Origin of the sequence: Thiothrix subterranea (assembly GCF_016772315.1) — a bacterium.
Lineage (GTDB): Bacteria > Pseudomonadota > Gammaproteobacteria > Thiotrichales > Thiotrichaceae > Thiothrix > Thiothrix subterranea.
The window spans coordinates 3100059-3113031 of record NZ_CP053482.1; the positions used below are offsets into that span (position 1 = coordinate 3100059).

Genomic DNA, 12973 nt, shown 5'->3' on the forward strand with positions numbered 1-12973 from the left:
AAGTTTAATGTTTCGTTTCAAGTGCTTGTCAGAGCAGGGCTGATACAGCGATTATGTGCACTGCTTAGCTTTGGGTTAAAAGAAGAGGTTGGTATGAGTGCGATTCAATTTGATGCAGATTTGATACGTCGCTATGACACGGCGGGGCCGCGCTATACGTCTTATCCGACGGCGGTTGCATTCGGGCCTTTTACTGAAGATGAGTACAAAGCGCACGCTTACATGAGCAACGAAGACCCGATTCCGTTGCCATTGTCTTTATATTTCCATGTGCCATTTTGTGACACGGTATGCTTCTATTGTGCCTGCAATAAGATTGTGACCAAAGATCACTCGAAGGCGGAAACTTACTTGCAATACTTGTTCCGTGAAATCGAGATGCAAGCCAAGTTGTATGACCGTGATCGTACTGTCGAGCAATTGCATTGGGGCGGTGGCACGCCGACATTCCTCAGCCATGCAGAAATGCGGGCGTTGATGGAAAAAACCCGCGAACATTTTTCCCTGCACATTACGGACGAAGGCGATTATTCCATCGAGATTGATCCGCGTTCGGTGACGCCAGAAACCATTGGCGTATTGCGCGAAATCGGTTTCAACCGTTTCAGTTTGGGCGTGCAGGATGTGGATGAGCGGGTGCAAATTGCAGTCAACCGGATTCAGCCGATTGCGCAAACCTTGTCGATTATCGAAGCTTGTCGAGCGCAGGGGGCAAAGTCGATTAGCGTGGATTTGATTTACGGCTTGCCATTTCAAACGATGGAAAGTTTCCGCCAGACCTTGGATACCATCATTGAAATGTCGCCGGATCGTATTTCGGTGTTTAATTATGCGCACATGCCGACGTTGTTCAAACCGCAACGGCGCATTAATGAGGCGGATTTACCTTCACCCGAAACCAAGTTACAAATCATGCAACTCGCGGTTGAACATTTGACTGCGGCGGGTTATGAATACATTGGGATGGATCATTTCGCCAAGCCGGATGATGAGCTGGCAATCGCACAGCGCCAAGGCACTTTGCACCGCAATTTCCAAGGCTATACCACGCACGCCGATTGCGATTTGGTGGCAATGGGGGTGAGTTCGATCAGCAGTGTCGCGGAATCCTACAGCCAGAATGCCAAAACCTTGGAAGAGTATTACGCGGCATTGGATGCGGGGCGTTTACCGGTGATCAAAGGGCTAACCTTGGATGATGATGATGTATTGCGGCGTTATATTATCCAACAACTGGCGTGCCACTTCACCTTGAATTTTAACCAAGTGGAACGGCTGTTTAGCCTGACGTTTGCAGATTATTTCAGCCGTGAACTGGCATTATTGCAACCAATGGTTGGCGATAATTTGCTGCAATGGACAACAACTGGCATCGACGTTACCCCACGCGGGCGGTTTTTGATCCGCAACATTTGCATGGTGTTTGATGCCAGTATGCGTAAACACAGCGTGCAGCAACGTTTCTCGCGGGTGATTTAAGCCCGCTGCCCGCGTTAGTCAACCGGCGTTACAGTACATCGCCTGCGGGTCGGCAGGTATGGTGCGCAAGTTGTTTGAGCCGGTTCATGTCGGCAATTTTGACCAAGCGGTGTTGCACGGCGATGATATTTTCTTCCTGCAAGCGCGAGAACATGCGACTCAGGGTTTCCACCGCCATGCCAAGGTAGTTGGCAAGGTCGTGACGCGCCATCGGTAAGTTAAATTCGTTGCTGGAAAAACCACGTTCTTTATTGCGTTCCGATAAACTGGAAAGGAAGGTGGCAAGGCGTTCTTCGGTACGCATTTGCCCCAGCGTCAGCAGAAGCATTTGTTCGCGTTCTAGCTCTGAACCGATTTGGCGCATCATTTGCCCGCGCATAATGGGCAATTTGCCGCATAATTCCTGAAAATTATCCATACTGAGTTCACACACCAGCGTGTCATCCAAGGCTTGCGCGTCACAGGTGTGGCGGTCACGAGCAAAGGCATCAAAGCCTAGCAAGTCACCGGGTAAGTAAAAACCGAGAATCTGTTCTTCGCCATCGGGGGTCGACAACGAGGTTTTGATCGCCCCGGCCTTCACTGCATAAATGGATTGCTGCTGATCATCGCGGTGAAATAAATAATCTTTTTTCTTGATTTTGACGGTTTTGTTGATAGCGTTTTCGAGTAGCTCCAACTCGTCACGGTTCAGGCCACGGGGTAAGCAGAGTTCACTTAAACTGCAATTATGGCAAGCAATGGCGGATTTTTTAGCACTGTGTAAAGCAACTGTCTTCATGCGTCATCCAAAGCGGTGATGATGTTCCAAGGATTGGTTGGTTTTGGTGAGATGGCCTCTCCTGCCATCTAAATTCATATTTTTTGATGCAAATCAAAACAATGCAAGCGTGTTCGCCTAGACTTGGGATTGTACACGTTTATTCGCATTAGTGTACTGGAAGGTTGTGGTAACAGAAACGCATTCCACTGTGGCACAATGCTGGCTACTATGCATCTATAAGTAGCTAAACGGAAATATTCAGTGGAAGAGCAACAACCAAACGCTAAAGCACCACCCAGCAGGGGTATTTATTTACTGCCCAATTTGTTAACCACCGGCGCAATGTTCGGTGGTTTTTACGCGGTTGTCGCCGCCATGCAGGGTAAATTTGAAGCTGCCGCCATCGCGGTATTCATCGCCATGATTTTGGATGGGTTGGATGGGCGCGTGGCGCGTATGACCAATACCCAGACGGAATTTGGGGCGCAATACGACAGTCTGGCGGATCTGATTTCCTTCGGGGTAGCGCCGGGTTTGGTGATGTATCAATGGGCGTTGGTGCATTTGCAAACCTCAGGTGCTGCATGGGGCAAAGCCGGTTGGTTAGCCGCATTTGTTTACGTGGCGTGTGCGGCATTGCGGTTGGCGCGGTTTAATACGCAAATCGGTAAAGTCGACAAGCGTTTCTTTGTGGGCTTGCCAAGCCCGGCTGCGGCTGCGGTGATGGTGGGCATGGTTTGGGTGTTCCATGACCTCGATGTGATGGGGCGTAATGTGCAAATTCCGGCTTTGATATTGACTTTAGCGGTGGGGCTGCTGATGGTGAGCAATATCAGTTTTTACAGTTTCAAAGATTTTGACCTGCGTAATCGTGTGCCATTCGTGGTGGTGTTGGCGGTGGTGCTGGTGTTTGCATTGACGACGATTGATCCGCCTAAAGTGTTGTTTGGGGTGTTTTTATTGTATGCGTTGTCAGGGCCGCTGTTTTGGGTGTGGCGGCGCTGGCGGAAGTTTCAGCGGCGTAAAAAAGGCGTTGATGCTTAAAGCGGCGTAAATTCTTACGCCCAGCGCGGCAACACGCGCTATTATTACCTCCACTTTCAGATTGATACTTCGGTTGCTAAATAAACCAGTGCGCAGCCGTGTTTAGGAGCAGGAACATGTCCAAAGACCGTTTGATTATTTTTGATACCACCTTACGTGACGGCGAACAAAGCCCCGGCGCATCCATGACGCAAGAAGAGAAAATTCGCATTGCGTTGATGTTGGAAAAAATGCGCGTGGATGTAATCGAAGGCGGTTTCCCAATTGCCAGCCCCGGCGACTTCGAGGCGGTGAAAGCGATTGCCAGCCTTGTCAAAGACAGCACCATTTGCGGTTTGGCGCGTGCTTTGGAAAAGGATATTGACCGCGCGGCGGAAGCGATTAAGCCCGCGAATTCCGGGCGTATCCACACTTTTATTGCCACTTCACCGATCCACATGCAGAACAAATTGCGCATGACTCCCGATCAGGTGGTTGAACAGGCAATCTTTGCGGTGAAACGCGCCCGCAATTACACCGATGACGTGGAATTTTCGTGTGAAGATGCGGGGCGCTCCGAGTTCGATTTCCTTTGCCGCGTAATCGAAGCCGCGATTAATGCGGGGGCGCGTACCATCAATATTCCCGACACGGTGGGCTATCAGATTCCCTCGGTGTTTGGCGATATGGTCGGGCGTTTGATTGCGCATATTCCGAACGCTGACCAAGCAATCTTTTCGGTACATTGCCACAACGACCTCGGTTTGGCGGTGGGCAATTCCTTGGCGGCGGTGATGCAAGGCGCACGTCAGGTGGAATGTACTATCAACGGTTTAGGCGAACGCGCCGGGAACGCTTCCTTGGAAGAAGTGGTCATGGCGATTCGGGTGCGCCCCGACGTATTCCCGGTCGAAACCCGGATTGAAACCACACATATTGTGCCGACGTCGCGCTTGGTTTCCAGCGTCACCGGCTTTCCGGTACAGCCGAACAAAGCCATTGTGGGCGCGAATGCGTTTGCGCACGAATCCGGCATTCACCAAGACGGCGTATTAAAACACCGCGAAACCTACGAAATCATGCGGGCGCAAGACGTGGGTTGGTCAGACAATAAAATCGTGTTGGGCAAGCATTCCGGGCGTAATGCTTTCAAAACCCGCTTGCAAGAACTCAATATCGTGTTGAAATCTGAAGAAGAACTCAACACCGCTTTCTCACGCTTCAAAGATTTGGCTGATCGCAAACACGACATCTTCGACGAAGACTTGATGGTGTTAATGATGGATGCGCGTTCTGCTCAAGAATTGATGGCGTATGAATTGATTGCGTTGAATGTTTGCTCCACGACCGGCGAAGCACCAAACGCCAGCGTTACCCTAAAAGCCCACGGCAAAGAACAGACTGCCACGGCTATCGGTGGTGGCCCCGTCGATGCGGTCTACAAAGCCATCGAAAGCATTGTCGGGGAAACCGCGACGCTGGCGCTGTATTCCGTCAACAACATCACCAGCGGCACGGATGCGCAAGGCGAAGTCACGGTACGCTTGGATAAAGGTGGACGCATTATCCACGGTCACGGTGCGGATACCGATATTGTCATCGCTTCCGCCAAAGCCTATGTGGATGCGTGGAACAAACTCGCCAGCCAAGCGCTGCGCGAACACCCCCAGCACCATCAGGGAGTATAAGCGCGGGTGGATTTGCAGGTACGCCATCGCTACATGCAGGCCATGGGAATTCCGGTGTGGATGCCGAAAACCCAATCTATTCCATTGCTCCCAGAAGAAAACCCCTCCCCAACCCTCCCCTTATCAGGGAAGGGAGCGAGGGAGATAGATTCTTTCTCCTCCCCTGATAAGGGGAGGTTGGGAGGGGTTTCTCTTGATTGTTCCCACATGAGCTGGCAAGACCTCCGCACCGCAGTCCAGTCCTGCACCCGTTGCGCCCTCAGCAAAACCCGCACCCAAACCGTGTTCGGCGCTGGCAATCAACAAGCTGCTTGGATGATCATCGGCGAAGCCCCCGGTGCGGAAGAAGACCGCCAAGGCGAGCCGTTCGTGGGCAAAGCCGGTCAATTGCTCAACAATATGTTGCTGGCGATCGGGATGCCGCGTGAAACCGTCTATATCGCCAATGTGCTTAAATGCCGCCCACCGAATAACCGCGACCCGCAAGCCGACGAATCCGCCAATTGCCGAGGTTACTTAGAGCGCCAAATTGCGTTGGTGAACCCTTCATTGATTCTGGTGGTCGGGCGCATTGCTGCGCAAAACCTGTTGCAAACCACCGCACCCTTGGCGCGTTTGCGCGGGCAAGAACACCGTGCGCCGGTTAGCGGTACGCCGGTCGTGGTCACGTATCACCCCGCGTATTTATTGCGCCAACCCTCTGATAAGCGTAAAGCTTGGCAGGATTTACTGTTTGCCCGCGAGGTCTTCGCCCGTCATGCTCCAACCCATTGAACCGGATTTTTTACCGCTACGCCCCATGACCTTGAACGATTTGGATGCGGTCATGGCGCTGGAGTTGCGGGCGTATCCCTTCCCTTGGACACGCGCTATTTTCAGCGATTGCTTAAAACACGGCTATTCCGGTTGGTTATATGAGCAAGATGGGCGGTTGCAAGGCTATGCCATGCTGATGTTTGTGCTGGATGAAATGCATTTGCTGAATATTTGCATTGCGCCTGAGCAGCAAGGTCAAGGTTTGGGCAGTGGTTTGCTGAAAACGCTGGAACATATTGCGGGTACATTCAATGCCGAAACCTGTTTTTTGGAAGTGCGTCAGTCAAACTTTGCGGCGATTCACTTGTATTTGAATGCGGGTTTTAATGAGGTCGGGCTGCGGAAAGGCTATTACCAGACCGAATTTGGGCGTGAAGATGGCATTGTCATGGCAAAAACCCTGTTCTAAGGTCTTGTAAAAAAATTGCGGATAGGGTGTGTATTGGCGCTTCGTAGTAGTATTATTGCCACTTTTATGGCAGGAGCTTGAGTAAACGTGTGGGTAAAACGGAATTTTAAAGGTCAGTCGCAATGCTGACTCCAGACAACGCGGTGCATGTGCCGCCCGCCGTGCATCATATCCCCGCTGATAAAGTGTGCGGGCGTGCCAAAGATGTGATTCGGCGTTTGCAAAAAGCGGGTTACGAAGCCTATTTAGTGGGCGGTTGTGTCCGAGATTTATTGCTCGGCTTAGTCCCGAAAGATTTTGATATTGCGACCAGTGCGCACCCTGAAGAGATTCGGCGTTTGTTCAATTCCTGCCGTTTGATTGGGCGACGTTTTCGGTTAGCGCACATTTATTATGGGCGCGATTATTTGGAAGTGGCGACGTTCCGCGCACCCCACGATGACAGTGAGGATGGCGGTAAGGTTAACGATGCCGGGCGCATTATTCACGATAATGTCTATGGTACGTTGGAAGAGGACGTGTGGCGGCGTGATTTCACCATCAATGCGTTGTTTTACGACCCGATTAGCGATGAGTTGCTGGATTTTGTCGGCGGCTTGGATGATTTGCGTAACGGCAAAATCCGTTTGCTGGGCAACCCCGAACAGCGCTTTCGTGAAGACCCGGTACGGTTGTTGCGGGCGGTGCGGTTTGCGGCAAAATTGAATTTTGAAATTGAACCCGCCACCTTGGCGTGTGTACGTCCGATGGGGATTTTGCTGGAAGGCGTGTCTTCGGCGCGTTTGTTCGATGAAATCATTAAGCTGCTGCACAGCGGTTGTGGTTGGAACACTTTCCGGTTATTGCGTGAATACAATTTGCTGGAATACTTATTGCCGCTGACTTACGAAAGCCTTGAAGACGACGACACCGGCAATTTCGAGCGCATGATTACGTTGTCGCTACAGAATACCGATCAGCGCTTGGCAGAAGGCAAATCGGTAATGCCCGCGTTTTTGTACGCGGTATTGTTGTGGCATGAAGTTTCGGTGGTGGCTGAAGAATTGCAGGCACGCGGAATGCCGGAACTTCAGGCAATGACGCAGGCGTCCGGCGATGCCTTGCACGATCAGGTGGATTTTACCGCCGTGCCGCGCCGTTACAGCAATATTACCCGCGAAATTTGGTTATTGCAGTCGCGTTTCCGTTACCGTGATATTCGCCGTGCTACGACCTTGCTTACCAATCCGCGTTTTCGGGCGGCGTATGATTTCATGTGCTTACGCGCTGAAGCCGGTGAGCCAGTCGATGATGATGCGGAATGGTGGACGGCGTTCCAGAGCGCTACGCACGAAGAGCGCGAAGCCATGTGCAAAGGCGCGGCAATCAAAGGCAGTTTGCGCCGCCGTAAAAAACGCCGCAAACCTAACGCTGTGATCAAATCCGCTTCATGACGCCAGTGCTTTGCTACATTGGTTTAGGCAGCAATCTGGGTAATCCGGTGGCGAATTTGCACTCGGCACTGAAACACTTGGCGGGCGCAGAAGGCGTGGAATTGCGGGGCGTATCGCGCTTTTACACCAGCAAACCGATGGGGCCGCAAGATCAACCGGATTATGTGAATGCGGTCGCGGGTGTACTGACGCAGCTTCCTGCCCACGCTTTATTGCAAACCTTATTCGCAGTGGAACGGGCGCACGGGCGGGTACGGAATGCGGCCTTGCGTTGGGGACCGCGTACCCTTGATCTCGATTTATTGCTGTACGGCGATGCGATGATTGATACGCCTGATTTGCGAATTCCTCATCCCGGTATCGGTGAACGCTCGTTTGTGGTGCTACCCTTGCTGGATCTTGCGCCGCATCGAGTGTTACCGGATGGGCGCAGTTTGTCCGCTTGCCGGGCGGCATTGGCGTGTGATGATCTTTATCCACTCACGCTCGGTTGAACGGTTTCATTAAACGCCGCTTTGCCTTTGCTCAGTTTGAACCACACCGTATACAGCGCCGGTAAAAACAGCAGCGTTAGCACTGTCGCCACCAATAAGCCGCCCATAATCGCAATCGCCATTGGCCCAAAGAAAACGCTTTCCGACAAGGGAATCATCGCCAAAATCGCGGCGAGGGCGGTGAGCATAATGGGGCGGAAACGCACTACCGCCGCTTCAATTACGGCTTCACGCGGCACAAACCCCGCGTCAATATTGCGCTCGATTTGATCCAGTAAAATCACCGAGTTGCGCATAATCATGCCGGAAAGCGCAATCGTTCCCAGCATGGCAACAAACCCGAACGGGCGATCAAACAGCAGCAAAAACAGCGTGACCCCAATCAAGCCAAACGGTGCCGTCAACACCACCATAATAACGCGCTGGAAACTTTGTAATTGAATCATCAGCAGCGTGAGCACTACCACGATGAAAAGCGGGAAACCTGCGCCGATGGATTCATTGCCTTTGGCACTTTCTTCCACCGCGCCGCCGATTTCCAGCTTGTAGCCCAGTGGCAAGTTGGCACGAATTTCACCCAAACGCGCTTCAACTTCCGTGGTCACGGTGGGTGCTTGAATCTTGCTGTAAATATCGCCGCGCACCATTATGGTACGGGTGCGATTTCGATGCCAGAGAATGCCTTCTTCCTGCACGTAGTCGATGGTTGCCAGTTGCGATAGAGGAACGGTATTGCCGGTGTTGGTGGGTACATTCAGCCCCGCAAGGCGCGAGAGCAAATCACGTTCGCCTTCCGTTCCGCGCAACAGAATCGGGATGGTTTGATCTTGCTCGCGGAATTCGCCAATCGGTGTGCCGCTCAAGGTGCTTTGCAGCAATTGCGAGAGCGCGGATTGCGTTACCCCAAGGCTGATGGCTTTGGCGGTATCGAGTTTCAGGCGAATCGCTTTGCTGCGCTCGTTCCAGTCGAGATGCACATTCACCAAGTGCGGATTGGCACGCATGACGGTGGCGACTTGTTCGCCGAGTTCGCGCAATTGCCACAAATCGTCACCCGATACACGGAATTGCACGGGGTAGCCAACCGGCGGGCCATTTTCCAAACGAATCACCCGCCCACGAGCCAAGCCAAACGTGGGGCTATTGTCCAACAGGTCAATGAGTTTGCTGCGCAAGGCTTCGCGGTCGGCGATGCTTTTGGTGGTAATCACGAATTGCGCAAAACTGGGGGAGGGCAGTTGTTGATCCAACGGCAGATAGAAACGCGGTGCGCCATTGCCGACATACGCGGCAAAGTTTTCGATGTGTTCTTGTTGGGTGTCGAGGTATTGCTCCAGCTTGCGGGTTTCGGCTTCGGTGGCTTGCAGTGAAGAACCTTCGGGCAGTTTTAAATCCACCACCAATTCCATGCGGGTGGAGTCTGGGAAAAACTGCTGCTGTACGAACTGAAACATGAAAATTGACCCGGCAAAGGTCGCCACTGTCAGCACAATAACGATTAATGGGTAAGCGACGCAGGCTTTGATCAAGCCGCGAAATCCGCGATAGAAGCGCGTGGCAAGTTTGGATTCGTGATGCTGGTGTTGTCTTTCTGGCAACAACTTATACCCCAAATACGGAATCACGATCACCGCGACAAACCACGAAATCACCAAAGCAATTGTGACCACTTCAAAAATCGAGCGGGTGTATTCCCCCACGGAGGATTGCGCGGTGGCAATCGGCAAGAACCCGGCGGCAGTGACTAACGTCCCCGTCAACATTGGAAACGCGGTGGTGGTGTAGGCAAAGCTGGCGGCTCTGACCCGATCCCAGCCTTCTTCCATTTTCACCAGCATGACTTCGATGGCGATAATCGCATCATCCACCAGCAAACCCAGCGCGAGTACCAGCGACCCCAGTGAAATTTTGTGTAAACCAATCCCGAATAAGTGCATGACGAAAAACGTGGCTGCCAATACCAACGGAATCGAAAGAGCCACGACTGCCCCAGCTCGCATTCCCAAGCTCAAAAAGCTGACGGCGAGCACGATAATCACCGCTTCCGCCACGACTTTGAGGAATTCATTGATGGAGCGTTTCACCGCCGTGGGCTGGTCGTTGACGCGGTGTAATTCCATGCCGACCGGCAATTGGCTTTCGATGCGTACCAGTGCCGCATCCAGCGATTTCCCCAGCGCAATAATGTCGCCGCCTTTGCGCATGGAAATCCCAATCCCCAAGGCTTCTTGCCCTTGATAGCGGAAGGTGGAATGGGGCGGGTCGGCATAGCCGCGTGTGACGTCGGCGACTTCATGCAAGCGCAGAGTGCGATTGCCAATCGTGATCGGTAAGTTGCGAATGTCTTCAAGGTCGCTGAACGTACCGGCTGGGCGCACATAAATGCGGTCGGTAGCGGTATTGTAAGCGCCAACGGCAGCGATGGCGTTTTGCGCTTGCAGCACATCGACCAGTTGTTGCACGCTAAAGCCGAGGTTTGCCAGTTTGCTGTTGGCAAGGGTGATGGTGACGCGCTCTTCTTGTTCGCCAATGCTGAGGATTTTTGCCACGTCTTTGACCAATAGCAGTTCTTTGCGAATGCCATCCGCTGCGTCACGCAATTGCGCAAAGCTGAAACCGTCGCCGGTCAGGGCAAAAATATTGCCGTAAGTTTCCCCGAATTCGTCGTTGAACAGTGGCCCCACCACGCCTTGTGGCAAGGTATGGCGCATGTCATTCACCCGTTTGCGAATGTCGTAAAACATATCGGGCATGGCGGCAGAAGGCGCATCATCTTTGGCGATAACGAAGATATTGGTTTCGCCGGGGCGGGAAAAGCTGCGCACAATATCGACATGCGCGGTTTCAAGAATGACTTTTTCGATGCGTTCAGTGACTTGTGACTCGATTTCCTGTGCGGTTGCGCCTGACCAATAGGCTTGCACCAGCATGACTTTAAAAGTGAAAGGCGGGTCTTCCGATTGCCCCAGTTTGGTGTAGCCGAAAACACCCAGCCCTAAGGTGAGTACCATTAGGTATAAAACAAAGTTGCGGTGGCGTAACGCCCAAGCCGAGAGGTTGAAACTGCTCATGAGCCTGCCCCATCGTAAGGAATCGGGTTGATCACTTGCCCAGCATTGAGTTTGTGAACCCCAGCCGCAATCACTTTTGTGCCGACGGGTAGGTCGCTAATGCTAATACCGTCATGCTGATACGCCAGCACGGTGATGGGGCGTAATGTGACCTGATTATCCGCGCCGACGACCCACACCGCTGTTTGTTGCGCTTGCTGAAACAGTGCTGATGCGGGCAACCAACGTGCGGCTTGCGTGGCGCTGATGGGCAGCTTGACATCGGCGGTGACACCTAAACGCAAGCCATCGGGGGGATTCAGCAGGCTGATTTTGACCAGAAAACTGCGGGTGGCATCGGCGGCGGGGGAAATTTCGCGTACTTTGCCTTGCAGGACTTTATCCGGCTGTGACCACAGGGTAATGTCAGTCAGTGTGCCGGTTTGCAAGGTTTGTGCGGTGGTTTCACCGACACGGATGTGGACTTCGCGCTCGCCTGCGTAAGCAATGTGAACCACGGGCGTGCCAGCCGCAACGACTTGCCCCGCTTCGGTGTGGACTTGGGTGATAATGCCGTCTTTGTCCGCGACGAGTTCGGTGTAGCCTGCTTGATTGCCGCTGAGTTTGAGTTGGGCTTGGGCGGCGGTGACTCGCGCTTGGGCGGCATCGTGGGCGGCTTGGGCGTTATCTAACGCAGATTGTCCGATGAATTGCTGGCGGTGCAATTCGCGGATACGGGTTAATTCGGCTTGGGCATTGGTGAGATCGGCTTCTGCGGCGGCGAGATTGGCGCGGGTGCTGCTGAGATTCAGTGCGACGTCAGCGGTGTCGAGGCTGGCGAGGACTTGCCCAGCTTTGACGGTATCGCCGGGGTCGACGTGGCGTTTGATGACTTTGCCACCGACACGGAAAGCGAGATCGGCTTCTAGGCGTGCTTGGGTTTCGCCAGAAAAGGTTAGGGTGTTAGCGGTATGCGTGTCAGTGACCGTCCAAACTTGGGCGGGGCGGATGACGCTGGCGGTGGTTTCTGGCTCTTGACAGGCATTCAGTGTAAGGAGAAGTGCAATGCTTGACCATAATAGCGTGGGTTTCATCAATGAATCTCCGGGGTGAGTGCGCCGCGCCAAAGGGATGTCAGGGCGGATTCGAGCATTTGTAAGTAATCGTCGGTGCAAGCGCATAGCAGTGAGCGCTCTTTCATCAGTTCTTTCAGGGGTGTCGGGCGCAGCAACTGCCATAAACCGATCAATAACGCATAGCTTTGCAGCATGAGGGCTTGCGTGGCTTGTGGGAAATGGTCGCGCAGTGCGGTGACGACTTCGGCTAATTGGGTGAAGGTGCGCTGTTCAAAGGCAAACGCAATATCAAGTGGAATTTGGCGTTCCAACAAGCCATGGCACAACGTAGCAACCGGTAGAAAGGCGGGGAAATCCAGCAGAAATTGCCGTTGAATGCTGAACAAATCGTCTATGGTCATCGGAGGCGATTGTTGGGCGCGTGCTTTTAAACGGCTAAAAAATGTAGCATTATGGCGCTCGTGAATGCCAAGGAATAGCTCTTCCTTGCTGCGGAAATACAGGTAGACCGTGCCTTTAGCAAGCCCTGCGGCGGTGGCGATGTCAGCGACATTGCACATGCGTTCAGGGTGGGTGAGCCAAAGCTGTTCGGCAGTATCAAGGATAGCTTCGCGGCGCAGTTCCTTGTCTTCGGGGTTGGTGGCACGGATTTGCATGTAAATGACTGCTGGTCAGTTGTTTGTGAAGATTGTAAATGACCCGTAGTCAGTTGTCGAGTGTGTTGTTTGATTATGCTGCATTG

11 protein-coding genes are annotated in these 12973 nt (G+C 52.9%); 7 read left to right on the top strand and 4 right to left on the bottom strand.

Features of this window, described 5'->3' with window-relative positions:
• Window positions 1-93: 93 nt before the first annotated feature.
• Window positions 94-1479, top strand: a complete 1386-nt coding sequence (hemN, locus tag HMY34_RS15360) for an oxygen-independent coproporphyrinogen III oxidase (RefSeq protein ID WP_202716321.1) — start codon at window positions 94-96, stop codon at window positions 1477-1479.
• A gap of 28 nt (window positions 1480-1507) precedes the next feature.
• Here the strand turns inward: hemN and fnr are convergent, their stop codons facing one another.
• Entirely contained in the window at window positions 1508-2260 is a 753-nt protein-coding gene (gene fnr / locus HMY34_RS15365) for a fumarate/nitrate reduction transcriptional regulator Fnr (protein WP_202716322.1), read from the bottom strand.
• A gap of 243 nt (window positions 2261-2503) precedes the next feature.
• On the opposite strand from fnr, the gene pssA reads away from it, so the two are divergent.
• The 6 genes from pssA to folK all read left to right on the top strand — a co-directional run bounded on the left by pssA (window position 2504) and on the right by folK (window position 8105).
• The gene (gene pssA, locus HMY34_RS15370) at window positions 2504-3286 is read left to right on the top strand and encodes a CDP-diacylglycerol--serine O-phosphatidyltransferase (RefSeq protein WP_202716323.1); all 783 of its coding nucleotides are present in this window, start codon (window positions 2504-2506) and stop codon (window positions 3284-3286) included.
• A 116-nt stretch (window positions 3287-3402) separates the two neighbouring features.
• On the top strand, window positions 3403-4953 hold the full coding sequence (locus HMY34_RS15375; protein ID WP_202716324.1) for a 2-isopropylmalate synthase: 1551 nt from the start codon (window positions 3403-3405) through the stop codon (window positions 4951-4953).
• A 207-nt stretch (window positions 4954-5160) separates the two neighbouring features.
• Window positions 5161-5727 carry a uracil-DNA glycosylase gene (locus HMY34_RS15380; RefSeq protein WP_228287882.1) on the top strand — a complete coding sequence of 189 codons (567 nt, stop codon included), beginning with the start codon at window positions 5161-5163 and terminating at the stop codon, window positions 5725-5727.
• The gene (gene rimI / locus HMY34_RS15385; protein WP_202716325.1) at window positions 5711-6178 is read left to right on the top strand and encodes a ribosomal protein S18-alanine N-acetyltransferase; all 468 of its coding nucleotides are present in this window, start codon (window positions 5711-5713) and stop codon (window positions 6176-6178) included. The genes HMY34_RS15380 and rimI overlap by 17 nt, the downstream gene beginning before the upstream one ends.
• 122 nt (window positions 6179-6300) lie before the next feature.
• Window positions 6301-7611 (top strand): polynucleotide adenylyltransferase PcnB, encoded by a 1311-nt coding sequence (pcnB, locus tag HMY34_RS15390; RefSeq protein ID WP_202716326.1) that lies wholly within the window; start codon window positions 6301-6303, stop codon window positions 7609-7611.
• Entirely contained in the window at window positions 7608-8105 is a 498-nt protein-coding gene (gene folK / locus HMY34_RS15395) for a 2-amino-4-hydroxy-6-hydroxymethyldihydropteridine diphosphokinase (RefSeq protein WP_202716327.1), read from the top strand. Before pcnB ends, folK begins: the two co-directional genes overlap by 4 nt.
• Here the strand turns inward: folK and HMY34_RS15400 are convergent.
• Genes HMY34_RS15400 through HMY34_RS15410 form a run of 3 tightly spaced genes read right to left on the bottom strand, consistent with a single transcriptional unit; the run spans window position 8084 to window position 12887 of the window.
• Entirely contained in the window at window positions 8084-11176 is a 3093-nt protein-coding gene (locus tag HMY34_RS15400; protein ID WP_202716328.1) for an efflux RND transporter permease subunit, read from the bottom strand. The two genes, folK and HMY34_RS15400, sit on opposite strands and share 22 nt — an antisense overlap.
• On the bottom strand, window positions 11173-12249 hold the full coding sequence (locus tag HMY34_RS15405) for an efflux RND transporter periplasmic adaptor subunit (RefSeq protein ID WP_202716329.1): 1077 nt from the start codon (window positions 12247-12249) through the stop codon (window positions 11173-11175). The genes HMY34_RS15400 and HMY34_RS15405 overlap by 4 nt, the downstream gene beginning before the upstream one ends.
• The gene (locus tag HMY34_RS15410) at window positions 12249-12887 is read right to left on the bottom strand and encodes a TetR/AcrR family transcriptional regulator (protein ID WP_202716330.1); all 639 of its coding nucleotides are present in this window, start codon (window positions 12885-12887) and stop codon (window positions 12249-12251) included. Before HMY34_RS15410 ends, HMY34_RS15405 begins: the two co-directional genes overlap by 1 nt.
• Window positions 12888-12973: the final 86 nt, after the last annotated feature.